The following is a 21291-nucleotide window of genomic DNA, read 5'->3' on the forward strand; positions in this document are numbered from 1 at the left end:
CATGTTGCAGAATGTGGCCGCCGTCCTGCTGGACGGCGCGCATCCCTTTGAACTGGGCGTGCTCTGCGAGGTCTTCGGCCTCGACCGCAGCGACGAGGGCCTGCCGGGGTACGACTTCGCGGTGGTCTCCGCGGAGGGCCCCGCGCTGCGCACCCATGTCGGCGGGCTGACCGTCTCCACGCCGTACGGGCTGGAGCGGCTGGAGAAGGCCGACCTGATCGCCGTGCCGGCCGGCGACGATTTCGCCCGGCGGGAGTATCCGCCCGAGCTGCTCGACGCCCTGCGGCGCGCCCTGGACCGGGGCGCACGGGTGCTGAGCGTGTGCTCCGGGGTCTTCGTGCTGGGTGCCGCCGGACTGCTGGACGGGCGGCGGTGCTCGGTGCACTGGCGCCACGCGGCCGAGCTGGCCCGGCGGTATCCGCGGGCCGAGGTCGTGCCGGACGTGCTCTACGTCGACGAGGACCCGGTGATCACCTCCGCCGGAACCGCGTCCGGCATCGACGCCTGTCTGCACATCGTGCGCAAGGAGCAGGGGCCCGAGGTCGCCAACAAGATCGCCCGGCGCATGGTCGTACCGCCGCACCGGGACGGCGGGCAGGCGCAGTACATCGAACGGCCGCTGCCGCGTGCCTCCTGCGACACCGTCGGCGAGGTGCTGACCTGGATGGAACAGCACCTCGACGAGGAGGTCACCGTCGAGCAGCTCGCGGCGCGGGCGCACATGTCCCCGCGCACCTTCGCCCGCCGCTTCCAGCAGGAGACGGGTACGACTCCCTACCGCTGGATCCTGCGCCAGCGCGTGCTGCTGGCCCAGCGGCTGCTGGAGGCGACGGACGAGACGATGGACGCGATCGCCTGGCGCACCGGCTTCGGCACGGCGGCGGCCCTGCGGCACCAGTTCGTCAGGGCCCTGGGCACCACCCCGCACGCCTACCGGCGCACCTTCCGGGGCCCGCGGGCCGCCGCCTGAGCCGCGTCACCGCGTCACCCACCCGCCGCCGACCGCGCCACGGGCCGGACCCGCAGATCGTTCGGGCGCAGGGTGATGCCCACCCGGACCGCGTCGTTCGAGCCCGGCACCTGCTCGAAGCGGTACTTGGCGGCGAGCGCGGCCGTGATCAGCGTCAGCTGCGCCATCGAGAAGTGGTCGCTCGGGCACTTGCGATTGCCCACACTGAACGGCTTCATGGCGTATTTCGGCACATTCTTCGCGCGTTCCGGAAGCCACCGGTCCGGGTCGAACTCCAGGCCGTCGGCGTATGACTTCGGATCGCGTTGGTTTGCGTACGGACTGTAGATGATGTCCGCCCCGGCCGGAATGCGATAGCCACCGAGTTCCGTCTCGGCCACCGAGCGCCGTGTCAATACCCATACGGCCGGACGCAAACGCATGGTCTCCAGGATGACATTGCCGGTGTGCGGAAGCTTGCGGAACGTCCTCGAATGCCACGGGGCGTCCACCGGTGACCGCTTCGACTTCGTCGCGTATGCGGTCGGCGTGTTCGGGGTGGTCGGCAAGTGCCTGGAGCAACCACATGATCGTGGAGGCGATGGTTTCGCTTCCGGGGGTGAGTATCGCGACGACCTGGTCGTGGATCTCCTGTTCCCCGATCGGGTCGCCATTGTCGTCCTTCGCCTCCAGCAATGCCGTGAGCAAATCGTCCGGCTTTTGACCGGACGCACGGCGCTCGGCGACGATCTCGTCGACCAGCAGATGCAGATCGGCCAACGCGTTGTTGAATTGGCGGTTGGCCGGCAGCGGCAGCCGGTACAGCGGCCCGAGCGGGACCACCATGCGCCGGTACATGCCCCGGAAGACGGTGGCGAGCGCGACGCACAGCCGCTCGGCCCGCTCGTCCATGTACTGCCCGCGCAGCAGGCAGCGGGCCGCGACGCGCACGGCGACCCGGAAGGACTCGGAGGTGGCGTCGACGGTCTGCCCCGGCTGCCAGCGCTCGGCGAGCGCGTGCGCCTCCTCCTCCATGATCGGCCCGTAGGCCGGGATGGCGTCGAGCTTGAACGCCGGCTGGATGGTGCGCCGCTGGCGCCGGTGCAGCGGGCCGTTGGCGGTCGCCACGCCCTCCTTGCCGAGCAGCCCCTCAAGCGACTCCCACAGCGGACCGGCGATGTGGTAGTCGGGGCTCAGGGCGAGGGCGCCGGTGAGTTCCGGGTCGGTGACCGCGTAGACGGTCTTCGGGCCGAGCTTGATGCGCACGATGTCGCCGTGGTCGCGCAGTTGGGTCATGTAGGCCAGCGGATCGCGGGCGAGCCTCCAGCCGTGGCCGAGCAGCGGGACGCCGCCACCGGCCACGGGTGGCTCGCGCAGCTCCGGTGCCGCTTTCGCGCGGGCGTCGGGGTTGACGGACTCGACGGTCATTTCTCACCTGCCGTTTCGTTGTTGACGTACGGGGGCGTGGACCGGTCGTCCCAGCTGTCGACCATGTACCGGCCGGACTCGTGGTGGAACCAGTAGACGGAACTGAACCAGTTCCGCATATTGCCGGCGTTGGTCCGCACGGCGTCGCTCAGTTCTTTTCCGCGTACGGTGCCGTCGGCGAGTTCGTCGGCCAACCGTAAGACATCCTGTTCCACGTCGAGGAATTCGGTGATGCATTCCTCGACGCGTCGCCTGATTTCGGCTATCGCTTCTTCCGGAGTGAGTTCCTGGTGGGTGATGAGACTGATGCCGAGATTGTGCACCTCGTCGCCCGCTATTTCCTTCGGCAGCGAGCAGAGGTCGTTGTACCAGGCGGCGAATTCCTGGCTCAGCAGCGCCGCCCGGCGGTATGCGGGGTGTTTCCGGACGGCGTCCGGCAGTTCACGGCCCGCGCTCGGCTCCAGCAGGTCGGTCCAGATCCAGTGCGCGAAAGTGAGCCGGCGCAGTTCGAGGTACTCCTCGACGCCGGGCACGATTCCGTTGGTGCGGTTGTGGAATTCCCGGTCGTACGCCTCGATCACCGCGTGGAAGTGCCGGGCGAACCGGGCGTTCCACGTGGCCGGCAGGAACGCGTAGAGCCGCCGCACGCTGTCGGCGAACCCGGCCACCAGCGTGTCCTCGTGGTTCAGGTGGTCCCCGGGTGCGTCGAGTGCCGTGTGCAGCCGGTCCCGCAGTCGCCGCCAGGCGGCGGGACGGCCGTGGACGATGTCCCGGTCGTGCCGGTCGTCCCAGACGAAGAACCAGGCGCTGTAGTCCGCTATCGCCTGCATGACCTCGTCGGGGGCGCCCAGGTAGTAGCCCGCCATGAGGTCCGTGTAGCACAGGCCGTCGGCATATTCCTCGACCTTGTCCGCCGGCATGAGCCGTTTTTCGAGCAGCCAGGTGCGGGTCTTCTCCTGGAGCTTCGGCCAATACGGGTGCAGTCGCCGGGGAAATGCCGCCTCGATCACCGGAAGTCGGAGCGATGGCGGTACTGCGGTCGCGGTCGGTGTCGCTGTGGTGCCGTGTGAGAAAGCATGCACGAACAAACTCCTCTCAGCCGCCGGTGGCGCACCCCTCTCGCTGAACGGGGCGTGCGCCGTTGCGTATCCCCGCTCTTCCCATTCAGCCCTACAACCGGCCGCCGTGGGAACGGATTTGCTTCATTCACTACCCCCCGGTGCCGGACTTCTCCTGTTGTGTGGCAGCTTCCGGCAGACGCACGGCGCCCGCTCGGGGTAAACCCGAACGGGCGCCGTGCGCACGGAGGATGGTGTCCGGTGGTGCGGTGTCAGTCGTTCGCGACCACGGGGTAGCGCGGCTCGTTCTCGGCCATCTGCCGCAGCGCGTCCTTGCGTTCGCGCTTGGAGAGCCGGTCGATGTACAGGTACCCGTACAGGTGGTCCGTCTCGTGCTGCAAACACCGCGCGAAGTAGCCGGTGCCGCGCACCTTGACCGGGTTGCCCCGCTCGTCCTGCCCGGTCACCTCGGCGTAGTCGGGGCGGGCGAGCGGCGCGTAGGCGGTCGGCACGGACAGACAGCCCTCATTGCTGTCGTCCAGGCGACGCCGGTCGGCGGGCAGTTCGACGAGCCTGGGGTTGCAGACCACGCCGACGTGGCGGACGCCCTCGTCGTCGGGGCAGTCGTAGACGAAGACCTTCTTGCCGACACCGATCTGGTTGGCGGCCAGGCCCACGCCCTCGGCGGTGCGCTGGCTGGCAAACATGTCCGCGACCAGCTGCTGGAGGTCCTCGCCGAAGTCGGTGACGTCCTCGCACTCCTTGTGCAGCACCGGATTGCCGACCACCGTGATCGGACGCGGGGTGCCGCGCCCGCGCCAGTCCGCCTCGCGCTCCTCGCAGTCCTCGGTGTCGACGACGAAGCCCTCGTCGTCCACGGGGAGCACGCCCGTGTGCTGCTGATCGGTGTCCTGCTGGGCCATGACCGACGTACGCCTTCCTCGAACAACTGGGGGTGATGCTGACGGCGACTGCTCCCGCAGCGGCCGGGTCAAGACTACGGGGCCCGGTCAGCAGACCTCTTCAAGATCCCGCCAGTCCCGTGAATCCGGACTGTCCGCGACCCAGCCGTCCAGCAGTCCCCGCACCAGGGAGGCCGGCGCGGCCACCCCGCACTCCCGCTCCGGCACCCACAACTGCCCGTCGGTGCGATGGCCGAGGGGCCCCGGGTGTCCCGGTTCGCTGTGGTCGTGCGGGTCGAGGTGCTCGCCCTCGCCCTCGTCGGACGGCATCCGGGACTCCGAGCACATCCGGCACAGCAGCCGGACCGAGGACGACCAGTCCTCGGCGGCGAACCCGGCGTCGGCGGCGAGCTGCTCCAGCGCGTCCCGGTCGGACTCGGTGGCGGCCTCCAGGAGGACCACCCAGGTGGGCACGGGCGACGGCGCCCACAGCTCGATCTCGTCGAAGACGGGGTAGGAGTGCCCGGCCGCGGTGGTGCGCTCCCCGTGCGGCACCCCGTCGTGCAGGACCACCTCGCCCCAGCGCCGACCCGAGGACGGCAGCGGGATCGACAGCACCTCGACGCGGGCGGGGTCCAGACGCCGCCCCCACACGACCTCGGCCTCGCCCTCGGGGGACAGCCGTACGGCCGCGCTGCCGAGGTCCATGCCGAGCGGCTCACCGGCGTCCGTCGCGCCTCCGGGCGTGCGCAGCCCGTAGGCCTGCCAGGCCCGGCGGGCCAGCGGCCAGTCCTGCAGCGCGGTGGCGGCGATGCCGACATTCCACCAGTCGGGCGCCCCGGTGTCCCGGTCGAGCAGCGCGACGGCCCGCAGACCGGCCGCCCTGGCCTGCTCCCAGTCGTGCCGGAACTTGTGCAGCAGGGCGAGATTGAACCATGACTCCGACAGCCAGGGTTCCAGGTCGGCGGCCCGCGTCAGCAGCGCGCCCGCATCCTCGTAGCGACCGTCGCCGATCAGCGTGAACGCGCGGTCGGTGGCCTGCCGCCAGGAGGCGGAGGGCCGGTGCCGTGCCTTGCCGAAGATCCTCACGATTCCCGCCTGCCAGTTCCGTTCTGTGGGCTGGCTGTGCCTTTCCACGCCCCCGGACACCCTCTCCTGCGCATCAAACCACGTACGGCTGCGGGGACGCTCATTACCCATGGGTTACCCAGCCGCGGGCGCGGTAAGACTGCCTCGGGAAAGCACTCGGGCCAGTGCTTCCACGACGTCGGGAGCGTAGTCGCCCGCGGTGGCCAGGCGCAGCTCCTCCAGTGCCGCGAGGCCGCCGCCGGGCCCGGTGTCCCGCGCCTTCTCCTCGTAGGCGTTGACGGCCCGTACGATCCGCGCGGCGACCGGCTGCTCCCGGCAGGGGTCGGCCTGCCGCTCCACGACCACCGCGACGGCCGCGTCGACGCCGGTCTGGCGGACGACGGCCCCGCCGAGCAGCGCGATCCGGCGCTGTTCCGCCGCGGGCAGGCCGGCGGTGGCCCCGGCCGGGACCGGGTCGACCAGGCTGAGCTGCCCGATGTCGTGCATGAGGGCCGCGTACTCCAGCACGGTCAGCTCGGCTGCGGACAGCCCCAGTTCCCACCCGACGGCGCCGCTGAGTTCGGCGACGCGGCGGGCGTGCCCGGCCGGGGTGTACCCGGCGATCTCGGTGGCGCGGGCCAGGGAGGCGATCGTCTGCCGGTAGGTGGCCCGGACGGCCGCGTACCGCCGGTAGGACAGCTGAGTGAGCAGCAGCGGCACGCAGAAGACGGGGAGCGCCCACAGCCCCGCCACGCCCACCGCGAGCGCCATCACCACCCCGGTCGCGCACACGGCGGAGGTGATGCCGACCATGCCGCGCAGCTCCTCGCGCAGCAGCGGGCCGAAGGGCCAGCCGGTACGCGCGTGCGCGGGCGCGGCGGCGAGCACGGCGTCGCACAGGGCGGTCAGGGCGAGCAGCCCGACCAGCAGCAGCGCGTACGCGGGGCCGCTCCAGTCGCGGAAGACGCCCTGGTTGGACAGCGGCAGGAAGCAGGCGGCCGCGAAGGCGACGGTGAGCACCCGCCGCGCCAGATGTTCCAGCACGGGCCCGCTGCCGCGCGCGACGTGGGGCACGCTGCCGAGCAACGAGGCGGCGAGGACGACGGTGACGGTCTGGGCGACGCCGTGCTGCGTGGGCCGCCCGGCGACGTCCCCGAGCAGCGCGTACGCCAGCGCTCCGGCGGCCCCCGGCGGAGCGGCCTCCCGGGCCTCGGCGCCGGCCCGCCGGGTCAGCTCGCCGAGGGCGACGAGGACGCCGAAGGCGAGCGCGACGGGCCGTTCCACCGGGCCGGACCACAGCACGCGGACGAGGCAGCCGAGCGCGAGGAGCCCGGCGCAGCAGGGGATGAGACGGAGGATCGCCGGGGAGCGGGTCCGGGGGGCGCCGTGGAGCGGGGGCGAGGACGGAGCCGGAGGCAGGGACGGGTGAGGTCGGAGGGGCTCGGGCCGGGGCGGCGTCATGGCGCGCTCCCGTCGGTACGGTCGCCCGGCCTCCCGGAGGCTTCCGTCGTCCCCGTCACCGCGCCCCCTTTCCGACCCGGTCCCGGGTGCCCGCGCCCCGGGCCGGGAGCACACCGGCGGGGCGGGCGGGGGCGCCGTCCGCCGTCACCGCGGGGCGCCAGCCGTGGTGCTCAAGGGCGCGGACCAGCGCCCCCACCATCCGCGGGTCGAACTGCCCCCCGGCGCACCGCTGAAGCTCCTTCAGCGCCGCCGCGACGGGACGGGCCCTGCGGTAGGAACGGGTGGACGTCATCGCATCGAAGGCGTCGGCGACGGCCACCACCCGGGCCGACTCCGGGATCCGGTCGCCGACCAGTCCGTAGGGGTAGCCGCTGCCGTCCAGGCGTTCGTGGTGGTGGAGGACGGCGGCGCGGGCCTCGCCCAGGAAGCGGATGCCGCGCACCATCTCGTGCCCGTACTCGGGGTGCAGCTCGATCACCCGGCGCTCCTCGGGTGTGAGCGGTCCGTCCTTGCGCAGCAGCCGGGTGGGCACCCCCAGTTTGCCGACGTCGTGCAGGATCCCGGCGAAGCGGAGGGTCTCGACGCGCTCGTCGTCCATGCCCAGCTCGCGGGCGATCATCATCGAGGCCTGGCCGACGCGCTCGCTGTGCCCGCGTGTGTAGCCGTCCTTGATGTCGACGGCCCGCACCAGCGCGCGGATGGTCGCCTGGTGCGCGGCACGTTCCCGGTGGTACTGGGCGAACGCCCACCACGCCACGCACATCGGCAGCAGCACGAGCAGCGCGGCCACCGGGCCGTACGGGCTGCGCCACAGGACCGCCATCATCAGCCCGGCGAGCCCGTGCACGGCGATCGGCCCGAGCGAAGGGAAGAACAGCCCCCGCCACGCCCGGCGGGCCGGCACACGGTCGGCGAGCGCCAGGATGCCGCCGTCCAGGAGGGTGAGGACCAGGCAGAAGGCCAGTACCGCGGCACCGGCCGGCACCAGGGCGTACGGGAAGTCGGGCGCGGCGACCGCGTCCCGCCCGCCCAGCTCCCAGTGGACGCGGGCGGCGGCCCACACGGCGAGGGTCAGCTGCGCGGCCCGCCAGACGCGCCGCAGGACGACGGGCCGCGGCACCGGGGACAGCAGGGCCCCGGGCAGCGCCACGAACGCGGCGGCGGGCGGCGGCAGCAGGAAGGCCCCGGCGAGCAGGACCGGGTAGCAGGTCCCGACGGAGCGGGACCGCGCGATCAGTTCGGAACCGGCGTACAGCGCGGCGAGCAGCAGCACGGCCCACCAGGGCACGTGCACGTGCGTCTCGGGCAGCGGCCGCAGGCAGCAGAGGGCGGCGAGGCCGACACCGGCGACGTACACACGCGCCCGCGCCGGTACCGCGTCCATGAGCCCCTCCCCCGGCCATGTCGGTCAGGCTCCGGAGCCTAGGGCGCCGACGGGAGGCCGCGGGCGGACAACCCGTGGATTAGCACGTACGAGTGACGGACGGCGGCCGTCACCTCACGGGCGTGGACCGGCTCAGGACTCCTGCGGAGTCGGCGGTGCCGCCGTGACATCGTGCTCGGGCACGGTCTGCCCGGAACGGATCAGGTCGAGCCGTCCCATGACCTTGGCGCGCAGGTCGCCGGGCACGTCGTCCTGTCCGCAGCACCGCTTGACCAGCTTCTTCACGGCCTGCTCCAGCCCGTACTTCTCCAGGCAGGGCGAGCACTCCTCGAAGTGGTGCTCGAACTTCACGCAGTCCGAGTCCGGCATCTCCCGGTCGAGGAACTCGTAGAGATGATCGAGGATTTCGCTGCAATCCGTCTCGTGCGGCTCTCCGCAGCTCATGACCCCGAGCCTTTCGCTTCGTTCGACTCTCCGGCGCCGGCCGGGACCAGGCCGCGGTCGCGGGCGTAGTCCTCCAGCATGCCGCGCAGCTGACGGCGTCCACGGTGCAGCCGGGACATGACCGTACCGATGGGCGTCCCCATGATGTCGGCGATCTCCTTGTAGGCAAAGCCCTCGACATCCGCCAGATACACGGCGATGCGGAACTCCTCGGGGATCGCCTGGAGCGCCCGCTTCACATCCGAGTCGGGCAGGTGGTCGAGCGCCTGCGACTCCGCGGAGCGCAGTCCCGTCGACATGTGCGACTCGGCGCGCGCGAGCTGCCAGTCCTCGATCTCCTCGGCCGCGCTGCGCTGGGGTTCGCGCTGCTTCTTGCGGTACGAGTTGATGAAGGTGTTCGTGAGGATGCGGTACAGCCACGCCTTGAGGTTGGTGCCCTCGCGGAACTGGTGGAAGGACGCGTACGCCTTGGCGTAGGTCTCCTGCACCAGGTCCTCTGCGTCGGCCGGATTACGCGTCATGCGCAGCGCGGCCGAGTACATCTGGTCGAGGAACTCGAGCGCGTCCCGCTCGAAGCGCGCGCTGCGCTCCGCGGTCGACTCCGTGCCCCGGCCCTCGGGCTGCTCCGCCTGGCCGTGTTCGGTCCCTGCGTCGGTCCCAGTGACCGGACCCACCTCCTCCAACGATGTCGCGAGGCCGAGACCGGCCCCACTCGAATCGGAGGATAGACGACGATCCGGTCCGCCCGCCGCCCGAACAGGGGCGGTCTTCGCCGCGTGCAGCACCGTCCAGTCCAGGTCGGCGCGGCTGCTGCGACTTGGGCAGAAGGCTGAAGCCATGCGGCGGACTTCCTCTCGTACGGCGTCGGTGCTGATTCTCAGCAACGGTATGTCCGGCACAACAGTGGCCGCTCGCCGCTCATTCCCGGGGTGTTACGCGAGTGACCCCGCCCACGCCACGACACCGTCGGTGATCACTTCCAGGGCCCGTTCCTGGGTGATCTCCGCCCGTTTGGGCACGGCGAGGCCGTGGTCGGCGTGCGGCACCTCGATCAGCCGGTGGGGGCCGTCCGGGAACTCCTGCGGTCGGCCGAAGGGGTCGTTGCCGCCCTGTACGACGAGGGTGGGCACGCCGGATCCGAGCAGTTCGTCCGCGCGCGACTTCTCGGGCCTGCCGGGCGGGTGGAGCGGGAAGCTGAGGGCGAGCACCGCGCGGGCGCCCAGTTCGGTGGCGGTGCGGCAGGCGACGCGGGCGCCGGCGCTGCGGCCGCCGGAGATCACGGGCAGTCCCGGTGCGGCCAGCGCGGGCCAGATGCCCCGCCAGCCGGTGTCCAGGGTCTTCGGCACGGGCGCCACCTTTCTACCGGCCACCCGCCAGGGCTGCTCGACGAGGGCGACGCTCACCCCGTGGGCGGGCAGTGCGGCGGCCAGGGCCCGCAGATCCCGCGCCTCGATGCCGCCGCCCGCGCCGTGGCTCACGCCCAGCACGAGGCGGGGCCGCCCCGCCGGGTGCCAGGTGATGCGGGCGGGGCCCGCGTCGGTCTCGACGACCTGTGTCACATCCGTTGTCGCGTCCGTCACGTCAGAAGAGTGTGCCCTCTTCCGGCGCCTCCAGCTCCTTGAGCAGGTCCGGCCCGTTGTTGCGGACGTTGCTCACGGCCGTGGAGACGGGGAAGGCCCGCATCAGCCCGGCGGGCGGGGGCGCCAGCAGGGAGGTCAGCTCCTCGGGGTCGGTGCGCGCCGGGTCGAGCCAGGCGTCCCAGCGGTCCGGCGTCAGCATCAGCGGCATCCGCGGGTGGATGTCGGCGAGGGCATGCGGGCCGTCCTCCGGGGCGACCGCGAGCGGCGTGGTCTCGGCCTCGGTCGTGATCACCGAGCACGTCACCCACCAGGCCTGCGGATGGTCGTCGGGCAGCGTCCCGTCCCGCCAGAACTCGTACAGGCCCGCCATGGCGAACAACGACCCGTCGGCCGGGGACACGAAGTACGGCTGCTTGCGGGGCCGCTTCCGGCGCCCCTCGACCTCCAGGTCCCGCTCCTGCCTGCCGGTGACCCACTCGTAGTAGCCGTCGGCGGGCAGGATGCAGCGCCGGGCGGCGAAGGCGCGGCGGAAGGACGGCTTCTCGTGGACGGTCTCCGCGCGCGCGTTGATCATCCGGGCGGCGCCCTCGGGCGTCCTGGACCAGGAGGGGACCAGGCCCCACTTCAGCCTCCGCAGCTGGCGAACCGGCTTCGGGTCCTCGGCGTCCTTCAGAGGACGGTCCAGGACGGCGTAGACCTCCTTGGTGGGGGCCACGTTGTAGTCGGGCTCCAAGGTCTCCTCGGGCTCCCACTTCTCGATCTCAAAGATTCCCCCGAGATCCTCGGGTCGACGACTCGCCGCATACCGTCCGCACATACGTGCCACACTGCCAGACCCCGCGCGAACACGAGGAGCCCTCACCGAACATGGACCACCTCGCAACGGCCTCGCTCTCCTCTCTCTGGGACGAGGTCTCCGGCACCCAGCCCGATCCCGACCTGTGGGTGGTGATCGCGACCCTGGTGGCCGCCCTCGCCGTCGTCGTGCCGCACGGGGTGTGGCGGATAGCGCGCAACGCGATCACCATCGCCCACGAGGGCGGACACGGGCTCGTGGCCCTGCTCACCGGGCGCACGCTGACCGGCATCACCCTGCACTCGGACACCAGCGGCCTGACCGTCAGCCGAGGCAAGCCGCACGGGCTCGGGATGATCCTCACCGCGGTCTCCGGTTACACCGCTCCCCCGCTGCTCGGCCTCGGCGGCGCGGCCCTGCTGGCCTCGGGGCGCATCACCCTGCTGCTGTGGCTGGCGACGGCGCTGCTCGTCGCGCTGCTGGTGATGGTCCGCAACGCCTACGGGGTGCTGACGGTGCTGCTCACCGGCGCCATGTTCGTCCTGGTCTCCTGGCTGGCCGGGCCGCAGGTCCAGGCGGCGTTCGCGTACGCGGTGGTGTGGTTCCTGCTGCTCGGCGGGGTGCGCCCGGCCTTCGAACTCCAGGCGAAGCGGTCCCGGGACGGCGCCGGGGACTCGGACGCGGACCAGCTGGCCCGGCTGACCCACGCACCGGCGGGGGTGTGGTTCTTCCTGTTCCACGCGGTGTCGCTGTGCTCGCTGATCGGCGGGGGACGCTGGCTGCTGGGGCTGTGAACCGGGGCGGGCGTGCACTCCGCGATCGTGCATATATGCACGGCAAGTGCACTGTTGCACTTTCGGTCAGATTTCGCCGCTTTTGATCAAGATCTCCGGTCGTGTTCAGCCATTAAAGTGGGGCCCATGACCGTGAACCCCGCGCACACCGCCCTCTGGCCCGCCCCGCACGCGAGCGGGGCCGTCGACGCGACCGTCCATGTGCCCGGTTCCAAGTCGGTCACCAACCGTGCCCTGGTGCTCTCCGCCCTCGCCTCCGAGCCCGGCTGGCTGCGCCGCCCGCTGCGCTCGCGCGACACCGTGCTGATGGCCGACGCGCTGCGCGCGATGGGCGTCGAGATCGAGGAGGGCGTCGGCCCCGAGGGCACCGGCGAGTGCTGGCGCGTCATCCCGGCGGGCCTGCGCGGTCCGGCCACGGTCAACGTCGGCAACGCGGGCACGGTCATGCGCTTCCTGCCGCCGGTCGCCACGCTCGCCGACGGCGCCGTCCGCTTCGACGGCGACCCGCGGTCCTACGAGCGCCCCCTGCACGGCGTGATCGACGCGCTGCGCGTCCTGGGCGCCCGCATCGACGACGACGGGCGCGGCGCGCTGCCGCTGACCGTGCACGGCGGCGGCGCCCTGGAGGGCGGCCCGGTCGCGATCGACGCGTCGTCGTCCTCCCAGTTCGTCAGCGCCCTGCTGCTGTCGGGACCGCGCTTCAACCAGGGCGTCGAGGTCCGCCACACCGGCTCCGCGCTGCCGTCCATGCCGCACATCCGCATGACCGTCGACATGCTGCGCTCGGTCGGCGCCCAGGTCGACACCCCGGAGTCCGGCGGCGAGCCGAACGTCTGGCGGGTCACGCCGGGTGCGCTGCTCGGCCGGGACCTGACGATCGAGCCGGACCTGTCCAACGCCCAGCCGTTCCTGGCGGCGGCGCTCGTCACCGGCGGCAGGGTCGTGATCCCCGACTGGCCCTCCCACACCACCCAGCCGGGCGACCGGCTGCGCGAGATCTTCACCGGAATGGGCGGCTCCTGCGAACTGACGGACCACGGGCTCGTCTTCACCGGCTCGGGTGCCGTGCACGGCATCGACGTCGACCTGAGCGAGGTCGGCGAGCTGACCCCCGGCATCGCGGCCGTCGCCGCCCTCGCGGACTCCCCCTCGACCCTGCACGGGGTGGCGCACCTGCGCCTGCACGAGACGGACCGCCTGGCCGCGCTCACCAAGGAGATCAACGAACTCGGCGGTGACGTCACCGAGACCGCCGACGGCCTGCACATCCGCCCGCGCCGTCTGCACGACGGGATCTTCCACACCTACGAGGACCACCGCATGGCCACCGCCGGCGCCGTCCTCGGCCTCGCGGTGGAGGGCGTACAGATCGAGAACGTCGCGACGACCGCCAAGACGCTGCCCGACTTCCCCGACCTGTGGACCGGGATGCTCGGGGCGTAGGGACGGTTCGCCATGCGCCGCTACGGCAAGCACACCGACGAGGACGACATCCGCTCCCGCCCCAACCGCAAGGGCAACCGGCCGCGCACCCACATCCGGCCCAAGCACGAGGACGCCGCCGAGGGCATGGTCCTCACCGTGGACCGCGGCCGGCTGACCTGCCTCGTCGACGACCGGATCGTCATGGCGATGAAGGCGCGCGAACTGGGCCGCAAGGCGGCGATCGTCGGCGACCGGGTGGCCCTGGTCGGCGATCTGACCGGCCGGAAGGACACGCTCGCGCGCATCGTGCGCATCGAGGAGCGCACCTCGGTCCTGCGCCGCACGGCGGACGACGACGACCCCTACGAGCGCGTGGTCGTCGCCAACGCCGACCAGCTCGCCGTCGTCACCGCCCTCGCCGACCCCGAGCCGCGCCCCCGCCTCATCGACCGCTGCCTGGTCGCGGCGTTCGACGGCGGCCTCACCCCGCTGCTGGTCATGACCAAGTCCGACCTCGCACCGCCCGACGAACTCCTTGAGCTGTACGGCGCGTTGGACATCCCGTACGTCGTCACCAGCCGGGAGGGGCTGGAGAACGGCGCCGCGGCCGACCTCGTGCGGGAACACCTGGACGGCAAGATCACGGCCTTCGTCGGCCACTCCGGCGTCGGCAAGACGACGCTCGTCAACACGCTGGTGCCCGAAGAACTCCGCCGAGTGACAGGTCACGTCAACGCGGTGACGGGTCGCGGCCGGCACACGACGACCTCGGCCCTCGCGCTGCCGCTGTCCTCGAAGTCCGGCGGCTGGGTCGTCGACACCCCGGGCGTACGGTCGTTCGGGCTGGCGCACGTCGACCCGTCCCGGGTGATCAACGCCTTCCCCGACCTGGTGCCCGGCACGGAGGGCTGCCCCCGCGGGTGCAGCCACGACGAGCCCGACTGCGCCCTGGACGCGTGGGTGGCCGAGGGGCACGCCGACCCGGCACGCCTGTATTCGCTGCGCAGGCTGCTGTCGACGCGGGAACGCAAGGAAGGCGACTGATCTTCGCGTGGTTTGGCGTGCCGTGCCAGCGGTAAGTGCATAATCGCACCAAGCCGGAACCAAGCCTGAGCAAAGCCGGACGAAGCCACTGATCGACGCAGCGGTCACAGTGTGGGACTACGGGAGGACAAGACATGGCGTGGCTGCTGGTCATAGTGGCCGGAGTGCTCGAAACCGGCTTCGCCGTCTGTCTGAAGCTGTCCCACGGCTTCACCCGGCTCTGGCCCACCGTCGCCTTCTGCGCCTTCGCGCTGGGCAGTTTCGGTCTGCTGACCATGTCCCTGAAGAAGCTCGACGTCGGTCCCGCGTACGCGGTGTGGACCGGCATCGGCGCGGCGGGCACCGCCATCTACGGCATGGTCTTCCTGGGCGACCTGGTCTCGACGCTGAAGATCGTCTCGATCAGCCTGGTCATCATCGGCGTGATCGGGCTGCAGTTGTCGGGCTCGGCGCACTGACCCCTCCCGCCGCTACGCCGTCAACCGGCGTGGCAGCGCGGTGCGTACGAGTTCCGCCACCCCGCCGTCGGCGGGCGGTGCCGCGACGCAGGACAGCGCGAGCCGCACGGCCAGTTCGCAGGTGCGGGCCAATTCGACGGCGTCCGCCGCCGGGAGCGGTCCGGCACGGTTCAGGACGGCGACCGCGCGGTCGCGGACCAGAGCCACGAAGTCGCCGGGCGAGGGCAGCGGACCGTCGGCCCGGCGCTGGGCCGGTACGACGGAGGAGGACGGCGCCGCCGTCAGCGCGGGCGACGGCAGCCGCTCGCTCCAGCAGCCGGTGAGCATGGCCCGTACCAGCGCGTTCTCGTGAGCGGCCGACATCATCCACTCGGCGGTGGCGGTGAGCCGTTCACGCGGGTCGCTGGGGCCGGAGAGCGCGCGGTCCACGCCGGCCAGATAGCCGTCGACCGCCCGCCGGACCAGCGCACGGGCGAGGCCCTCCTTGCTTCCGAACTCGTTGTACAGCGTCTGCCGGGACACCCCGGCCGCCGCCGCCACGTCCACCATCCGCACGGCGGACCACGGCCGGCTCGCCAACGCCGCATGGGCGGCATCGAGCAGGGACTCCCGGGCTGCAGGCACCATCGCCTCCCTCGGACCGAGCGACCTCGTGCCCAGATTTGACGGGCCCGCACACACTGTCAACCCTCCTCGCACGAAGAACCCTGCCGCCGCCGGGGCCGCGACACCCGCCCCACCGGCCCCGTCCCACGCCACGCCCCGGCAAACCCCTGTTCGCCCCGCCCCGCCCCCGACAGATACCGTGGCCGCATGCCCGACTACCTTGACGACCTCCGCCTCGCCCACGTCCTCGCGGACGCCGCCGACGCCGCGACGATGGAGCGCTTCAAGGCCCTCGACCTCAAGGTCGAGACGAAGCCGGACATGACCCCGGTGAGCGAGGCGGACAAGGCCGCCGAGGAACTCATCCGCGGCCACCTCGCCCGCGCCCGCCCCCGCGACTCGGTCCACGGCGAGGAGTTCGGCGTGTCGGGCACCGGCCCGCGCCGCTGGATCGTCGACCCGATCGACGGCACCAAGAACTACGTGCGCGGCGTGCCCGTCTGGGCCACCCTCATCGCCCTCATGGAAGCGGCCGAAGGCGGCTACCAGCCCGTCGTCGGCCTCGTCTCCGCCCCCGCCCTCGGCCGCCGCTGGTGGGCGGTGCAGGACCACGGCGCGTTCACCGGCCGCAGTCTGACCTCCGCCCACCGGCTGCACGTCTCCCAGGTCTCCACCCTCTCCGACGCCTCGTTCGCGTACTCCTCGCTCGGCGGCTGGGAGGAGCAGGGCCGGCTGGACGGCTTCCTCGACCTGACCCGCGAGGTGTGGCGCACGCGCGCGTACGGCGACTTCTGGCCGTACATGATGGTCGCCGAGGGCTCGGTCGACATCTGCGCCGAACCGGAGCTGTCCCTCTGGGACATGGCCGCGAACGCGATCATCGTCACGGAGGCCGGCGGCACCTTCACCGGTCTCGACGGCCGCCCCGGACCGCACAGCGGCAACGCGGCGGCGTCCAACGGCCGCCTCCACGACGAACTGCTCGGGTACCTCAACCAACGCTACTGAGCGCCCGCCGACTGCCCCTCCGCGCCCCCTTGTTGACTCGTGCTTTGCCTGCCACTCTGAGGGTTCCCCCACTTGTGAACTTGTGAATCCATGAACAACTCATGGATCACCGGCAGGAGGTGGCTCCACCCATGCTCGTCCGCGAAGTCATGAGCACGGTCGTCCTCACCATCGGTCCCGCCCACACGCTCCGCCAGGCCGCCGCCCTGATGTCCGCACGCCGCGTCGGCGCGGCCGTGGTGCACGACCCCGACGCGGGCATCGGCATCCTCACCGAACGCGACGTACTCGTCTCCGTGGGCCGGGGCCAGGACCCGGACACCGAACGCGCCCACGCCCACACCACCAACGACGTCGTCTTCGCCGCGCCGTCCTGGACGGTGGAGGAGGCGGCCGGGACGATGGCGCACGGCGGCTTCCGCCACCTCATCGTCCTCGACCGCGGTGAACCGGCCGGCATCGTGTCGGTCCGCGACATCATCCGCTGCTGGGCCCCGGCCCGGTCGCGGCACGAGGCGCGGGCGGTGACCGCCTGACGGGAACTCCCCGCGCCCCCGGGACGGCACGACGAACGGGCCGGACCCCCGTTCCCGGGGATCCGGCCCGTCGCTACGGCAAGCGGTCCAGTGCTGGATGTCAGCCGCGAAGGGCCTGGACCGCGGCCTCCAGCCGCTTGCCGAAGTCGTCGTCGGCCTGACGGAAGTTGTTCACCGCGCGCTCGACGATGTCGTCGCGCGAGACCTTGGAGAGGGCGCCGGCCAGATTGCCGATCAGCCGCTCCTTCTCCTCGTCCGTCATCAGCCGGTACAGGTTGCCCGCCTGGACGAAGTCGTTGTCCTCGGCGTGCGAGGGGGCCTCGGTCTCGCCGGTGGCGCCGGAGACCGCGACCGGCTGCCACAGGGGCCTGTCCGTCTGGAACGGGCCGCCGAAGCTGTTCGGCTCGTAGTTCTTCGCGCCCTTGTGGCGACCGTCGTACAGGAAGCCGTCACGGGAGTTGGTGCGCGCCTCGGTGGCGTGCGGGCGGTTCACCGGCAGGTGGTCGGCGTTGACGCCGACGCGGTAGCGGTGGGCGTCGCCGTAGGCGAAGAGGCGGCCCTGGAGCATCTTGTCCGGGGACGGGCCGATGCCGGGCACGAAGTGCGACGGGGAGAAGATCGACTGCTCGACCTCGGCGAACACATTCTCCGGGTTGCGGTTCAGCTCCAGCTTGCCGATCTCGATGACCGGGTAGTCCGCGTGCGGCCACACCTTGGTCAGGTCGAACGGGTTGAAGCGGTAGTTCGCGGCCTCCGCGGCGGGCATGATCTGCACGCCGACGGTCCAGGACGGGAAGTCACCGCGCTCGATGGACTGGCGCAGGTCGCGCTGGTGGGAGTCGGGGTCCGCACCGGCGAGCCTGTCGGCCTCGGCCTGCGTGAGGCACTTGATGCCCTGGTCGGTCTTGAAGTGGTACTTGACCCAGAAGACCTCGCCGGCCTCGTTGTTCCACTGGTAGGTGTGCGAACCGAAGCCGTCCATGTGGCGGTACGACGCCGGAATGCCGCGGTCGCCGAACAGCCAGGTCACCTGGTGCGTCGACTCGGGCGACAGGCCCCAGAAGTCCCAGACGTTGTCCATCTCCGTCGAGCCCGTGTAGGGGTCGCGCTTCTGGGTGTGGATGAAGTCGGGGAACTTGACGGCGTCCTTGATGAAGAACACCGGGGTGTTGTTGCCGACGAGGTCGTAGTTGCCCTCTTCGGTGTAGAACTTCAGCGCGAAACCACGCGGGTCGCGCACGGCGTCCGGCGCACCCAGGTTGCCGGCCACGGTCGAGAAGCGGAGGAAGGTCTCCGTCTGCTTGCCGACCTCGCCGAGGAACTTCGCCCTCGTGTACTTGGTGACATCGGCGGTGACCGTGAAGGTGCCGTAGGCGCCCGCGCCACGGGCGTGCACGACACGCTCCGGGATGCGCTCGCGGTTGAAGTGGGCCAGCTTCTCGAGCAGGAGCTGGTCCTGGACGAGCACGGGGCCGCCGACGCCCGCTGTCTCACTGTTCTGGTTGTCGGCTACCGGAGCACCGGCCTCCGTAGTGAGCGGTCCCTGAGTCACGTACGCCTCCTGCGCCAATCCTGCAAACCTGTCTCTTGGCTAATGCCGGTCTCGATCCTACAATGGACAGTGTCTAAGTCAAGTAAGGTTCCAAAGTCACACACGTTCGGGGTCTGGTCCCCCTTGCTGCTAGGCTGGCCTGTATGAGTGACCTTCTGGAACGGCTGCGTGGACGCGGATGGCGCATGACCGCGCAGCGGCGCGTGGTGGCCGAGGTCCTCGACGGCGAACACGTCCATCTGACGGCCGACGAGGTGCACGCCCGAGCCGTGGACAAGCTCCCCGAGATCTCCCGGGCGACGGTCTACAACACGCTGGGCGAGCTGGTCTCGCTCGGTGAGGTGCTGGAGGTCGCGACGGACAGGCGCGCCAAGCGCTACGACCCGAACGCGCACCAGCCGCACCACCACCTGGTCTGCGCCCAGTGCGGCGCGATCCGCGACGTCCACCCGGTGGGCGACCCGCTGGCCGACCTCCCGGACTCGGAGCGCTTCGGCTTCACCGTCTCGAACGTCGAGGTGACCTACCGCGGCACCTGCCCGAACTGCGCGGCGCCGTAAGCCTCTTCACTCACACAAACGCATCGAGGGCCGGAATCCTTTTGGATTCCGGCCCTCGATCTTCAGTAGCGGGGACAGGATTTGAACCTGCGACCTCTGGGTTATGAGCCCAGCGAGCTACCGAGCTGCTCCACCCCGCGTCGATGAATGGAACATTACGCCAGCCCCACGACCAGAAGCAAATCCCCCATGAGCTGCGGGTATTCGCCTCTTGGCTGCGGACGGTCCCCCGGGAGGTGCCCCCGGGGCGGCGGCACGGGTGGGCGCGGCCTCACGCCGACAGCTCCTGGCGCAGCGCGTCCCGCAGCCGCGCCGCCCGCTCCGCCACCTCCCGCGGCCCCAGCGACACCGCCCGGTCGGCCCACCGCTGCCCCTCGGCCAACTCCCCACGCCGCGCGCAGACCAGCGCCAGCCGCAGCGCCGCCCGCCCGTGGCCCGCGTCGGCGGCCCGGCGCCACCACACGACGGCCTCCGGCTCGCTCCCCTCCCGGGCCAGCAGCAGCCCCAGGTTGAACGCCCCGTTGCGGGACCCGGCCTCCGCCGCCTCCCGGTACCACCGCGCCGCCTCCACCACGTCGCCCCGCGCCGCGGCCAGCATCCCGACCCGCACCTGGGCGCGCCGGTGCCCCTGGGAGGCCGCCCGCTCGTACCACTCCTCGCACTCGGACTTCTCCTGTGCCGTCTCCCCCAACTCGTGCGCGGGCGCGGGCGGCCGGCGCGCGTCGAGCACCGTCGCCAGGCGGTACGCGGCCTCCGCGCTGCCGCCCCCGGCCGCGCACCGCAGGAACCGCTCGGCCTCGCGCTCGTCCCCGGCGCGCAGGCGGGCCATCCCGACCTGCAACGCCGCCTCCGCGTGCCCGGCGGCGGCGGCCCGCTCGTACCAGCGCAGCGCCGCCCGGTCCTCGCCCCGCCCGGCGTGCAGGATGCCGAGGTTGAACGCGGCGTCGATGCTGCCCGCCTCGGCGGCCTTGGAGAACCACGGCTCGGCACCGGACTCGTCCCCGGCGCGCAGCAGCAGGATGGACAGGGCGTTGGAGGCCTCCCGGTGCCCGGCGTACGCGGCCCGCCGGTACCACTGCTCGGCCTGCGTGGTGCGGCCCTGTTCGGCGCAGAGCAGCCCGAGGTTGTACGCGCCGTTGTCGTCGCCCGCGTCCATCGCGGCCCGGTACCAGCGCTCGGCGGTCTGGGTCTCGCCGCGCTCGGCGTGCAGCGCGCCCAGCGCGTTGGCGGCGTTGCCGTCGCCGTCCTGGGCGGCGCGCAGCCACCACACGGCGGCGCTCTCGGTGTCCCCGGCGTCCCGCAGCAGGAAGCCGAGCGCGCAGGCGGCGCGGGCCTCGCCGTCCCTGGCGGACGTGAGGTACCAGCGGCCGGCCTCCTTCAGCTCGCCCCGCTTCTCCAGGATCGTCCCGAGATGCAGCGCGGCCCGTCGGTGACCGCGCGCGGCGGCCTGCCGGTACCACTGCTCGGCCTCGCCGGCCGCGGGAGCCGTCGCGCCGCCGCCGTCACGGCCCCGCCCCGCGCGCCGGTCCAGCGCGTGCGCCAGCCGGTACGCGGCCTCCCGGTGCCCGCGCTCGGCCGCGCCCCTCATCCAGCGCTCGGCCCCGGCCCCGTCGCCACGGTGTTCCAGCAGGTCGGCGAGGGCGTAGGCGCCCAGTACATGGCCCTGTTCGGCGGACTGGCACAGCCAGTACTCGGCGGCGGGCTCGTCCCCGCGCTCGCGGAAGTGCCGCCCCAGCGCGTGGGCGGCCGCGGCGGACCCGGCGACGGCGGCGATCCGCCACCAGCCCGCGGCCTCGTCGGCGTATCCGCGCTGGTGCAGCAGAACACCCAGGTTGTTGGCGGCGGCCCGGTCACCGGCCGCGGTGGCGGCACGCAGGTGGGACTCGGCTCCGTCGAAGTCGCCGCGGCGCAGCAGCATCGCGCCGAGGACGCTCGTCGCCTCGACGTCACCGCCGTCGGCGGCGAGCCGCAGGCGCACTTCCTCGGCGGCCTCGTCGGCCGCCTCCTGGGCCTCGTCGGCGGCTTCCTCCTGACCGGACGGCTGCGCAAAACGCCCTGTCCCGAACAGATTTGCCATGTCCCCCATAACGTCCATCGTCGCACCACCTGCAACCTGGGTACATCCGGTATACCGCAGCCAGTGAGGTCACTTCAGCGTTTTGTCGACATGCCCACAGGGAGACAAGTCAAACACAGATCGACCCAACTCCCCCCGACGGCGCGGCCGTCGACATCCCC

20 protein-coding genes, 1 tRNA gene and 1 pseudogene are annotated in these 21291 nt (G+C 71.9%); 8 read left to right on the top strand and 14 right to left on the bottom strand.

Annotated elements, in window-relative coordinates:
* Position 1: 1 nt before the first annotated feature.
* Positions 2–970 carry a GlxA family transcriptional regulator gene (locus tag AC4IHM_RS10330; RefSeq protein WP_490866775.1) on the top strand — a complete coding sequence of 323 codons (969 nt, stop codon included), beginning with the start codon at positions 2–4 and terminating at the stop codon, positions 968–970.
* Positions 971–984: 14 nt separating this feature from the next.
* Here the strand turns inward: AC4IHM_RS10330 and AC4IHM_RS10335 are convergent.
* From AC4IHM_RS10335 to AC4IHM_RS10380, 10 genes and pseudogenes are all read right to left on the bottom strand, one after another.
* Positions 985–2377 (bottom strand): annotated as a pseudogene (locus AC4IHM_RS10335) (bifunctional albaflavenone monooxygenase/terpene synthase).
* Positions 2374–3459 carry an epi-isozizaene synthase gene (gene cyc1 / locus AC4IHM_RS10340; RefSeq protein WP_490866776.1) on the bottom strand — a complete coding sequence of 362 codons (1086 nt, stop codon included), beginning with the start codon at positions 3457–3459 and terminating at the stop codon, positions 2374–2376. The pseudogene AC4IHM_RS10335 and the gene cyc1 overlap by 4 nt, the downstream one beginning before the upstream one ends.
* A gap of 248 nt (positions 3460–3707) precedes the next feature.
* On the bottom strand, positions 3708–4358 hold the full coding sequence (gene def, locus AC4IHM_RS10345) for a peptide deformylase (protein WP_490866777.1): 651 nt from the start codon (positions 4356–4358) through the stop codon (positions 3708–3710).
* Positions 4359–4445: 87 nt separating this feature from the next.
* The gene (locus AC4IHM_RS10350; protein WP_490866778.1) at positions 4446–5426 is read right to left on the bottom strand and encodes a tetratricopeptide repeat protein; all 981 of its coding nucleotides are present in this window, start codon (positions 5424–5426) and stop codon (positions 4446–4448) included.
* Between the two features lie 114 nt (positions 5427–5540).
* On the bottom strand, positions 5541–6866 hold the full coding sequence (locus AC4IHM_RS10355; RefSeq protein ID WP_490866779.1) for an HD-GYP domain-containing protein: 1326 nt from the start codon (positions 6864–6866) through the stop codon (positions 5541–5543).
* Positions 6867–6921: 55 nt separating this feature from the next.
* Entirely contained in the window at positions 6922–8250 is a 1329-nt protein-coding gene (locus AC4IHM_RS10360; protein ID WP_490866780.1) for an HD-GYP domain-containing protein, read from the bottom strand.
* A 132-nt stretch (positions 8251–8382) separates the two neighbouring features.
* Positions 8383–8694: a mycothiol system anti-sigma-R factor gene (gene rsrA / locus AC4IHM_RS10365; protein ID WP_490866781.1), complete on the bottom strand. Its 312-nt coding sequence runs from the start codon at positions 8692–8694 to the stop codon at positions 8383–8385.
* Complete coding sequence (gene sigR, locus AC4IHM_RS10370; RefSeq protein WP_490870798.1) at positions 8691–9368, bottom strand: RNA polymerase sigma factor SigR; 678 nt, start codon at positions 9366–9368, stop codon at positions 8691–8693. The genes rsrA and sigR overlap by 4 nt, the downstream gene beginning before the upstream one ends.
* Positions 9369–9626: 258 nt before the next feature.
* Positions 9627–10253 carry an alpha/beta hydrolase family protein gene (locus AC4IHM_RS10375; protein WP_490870799.1) on the bottom strand — a complete coding sequence of 209 codons (627 nt, stop codon included), beginning with the start codon at positions 10251–10253 and terminating at the stop codon, positions 9627–9629.
* 22 nt (positions 10254–10275) lie between these two features.
* The gene (locus AC4IHM_RS10380) at positions 10276–11091 is read right to left on the bottom strand and encodes an SOS response-associated peptidase (RefSeq protein WP_490866782.1); all 816 of its coding nucleotides are present in this window, start codon (positions 11089–11091) and stop codon (positions 10276–10278) included.
* A gap of 50 nt (positions 11092–11141) precedes the next feature.
* Here AC4IHM_RS10380 and AC4IHM_RS10385 point away from each other — a divergent pair, with 50 nt between their 5' ends.
* The 4 genes from AC4IHM_RS10385 (at position 11142) to AC4IHM_RS10400 (ending at position 14791) form a co-directional block, all read left to right on the top strand.
* Positions 11142–11864 (top strand): M50 family metallopeptidase, encoded by a 723-nt coding sequence (locus AC4IHM_RS10385; protein WP_490866783.1) that lies wholly within the window; start codon positions 11142–11144, stop codon positions 11862–11864.
* Positions 11865–11990: 126 nt separating this feature from the next.
* Positions 11991–13307 (top strand): 3-phosphoshikimate 1-carboxyvinyltransferase, encoded by a 1317-nt coding sequence (gene aroA, locus AC4IHM_RS10390; RefSeq protein ID WP_490866784.1) that lies wholly within the window; start codon positions 11991–11993, stop codon positions 13305–13307.
* Between the two features lie 12 nt (positions 13308–13319).
* Positions 13320–14333, top strand: coding sequence for a ribosome small subunit-dependent GTPase A (rsgA, locus tag AC4IHM_RS10395; RefSeq protein ID WP_490866785.1), 1014 nt, complete (start codon positions 13320–13322; stop codon positions 14331–14333).
* A gap of 134 nt (positions 14334–14467) precedes the next feature.
* Entirely contained in the window at positions 14468–14791 is a 324-nt protein-coding gene (locus tag AC4IHM_RS10400; protein WP_383189026.1) for a DMT family transporter, read from the top strand.
* A 12-nt stretch (positions 14792–14803) separates the two neighbouring features.
* Here AC4IHM_RS10400 and AC4IHM_RS10405 read toward each other — a convergent pair whose 3' ends face one another.
* Positions 14804–15418 carry a TetR/AcrR family transcriptional regulator gene (locus tag AC4IHM_RS10405; protein ID WP_490866786.1) on the bottom strand — a complete coding sequence of 205 codons (615 nt, stop codon included), beginning with the start codon at positions 15416–15418 and terminating at the stop codon, positions 14804–14806.
* Positions 15419–15604: 186 nt separating this feature from the next.
* Between AC4IHM_RS10405 and hisN the strand changes: the two genes are divergently transcribed.
* Both hisN and AC4IHM_RS10415 read left to right on the top strand, forming a co-directional pair.
* Entirely contained in the window at positions 15605–16405 is an 801-nt protein-coding gene (gene hisN / locus AC4IHM_RS10410; RefSeq protein ID WP_490866787.1) for a histidinol-phosphatase, read from the top strand.
* 131 nt (positions 16406–16536) lie between these two features.
* The gene (locus tag AC4IHM_RS10415) at positions 16537–16941 is read left to right on the top strand and encodes a CBS domain-containing protein (RefSeq protein ID WP_490866788.1); all 405 of its coding nucleotides are present in this window, start codon (positions 16537–16539) and stop codon (positions 16939–16941) included.
* A gap of 100 nt (positions 16942–17041) precedes the next feature.
* On the opposite strand, the gene AC4IHM_RS10420 is transcribed toward AC4IHM_RS10415, so the two are convergent.
* Positions 17042–18493 carry a catalase gene (locus tag AC4IHM_RS10420; protein ID WP_490866789.1) on the bottom strand — a complete coding sequence of 484 codons (1452 nt, stop codon included), beginning with the start codon at positions 18491–18493 and terminating at the stop codon, positions 17042–17044.
* Between the two features lie 143 nt (positions 18494–18636).
* Between AC4IHM_RS10420 and AC4IHM_RS10425 the strand changes: the two genes are divergently transcribed.
* Positions 18637–19053 carry a Fur family transcriptional regulator gene (locus AC4IHM_RS10425; RefSeq protein ID WP_490866790.1) on the top strand — a complete coding sequence of 139 codons (417 nt, stop codon included), beginning with the start codon at positions 18637–18639 and terminating at the stop codon, positions 19051–19053.
* Between the two features lie 66 nt (positions 19054–19119).
* Here AC4IHM_RS10425 and AC4IHM_RS10430 read toward each other — a convergent pair.
* Together AC4IHM_RS10430 and AC4IHM_RS10435 are read right to left on the bottom strand one after the other, a co-directional pair.
* Positions 19120–19193 (bottom strand) — tRNA-Met (locus AC4IHM_RS10430).
* 131 nt (positions 19194–19324) lie between these two features.
* Complete coding sequence (locus AC4IHM_RS10435; RefSeq protein ID WP_490866791.1) at positions 19325–21139, bottom strand: tetratricopeptide repeat protein; 1815 nt, start codon at positions 21137–21139, stop codon at positions 19325–19327.
* Between the last annotated feature and the right edge of the window lie 152 nt (positions 21140–21291).

It is taken from the genome of Streptomyces sp. SL06, from assembly GCF_058244745.1.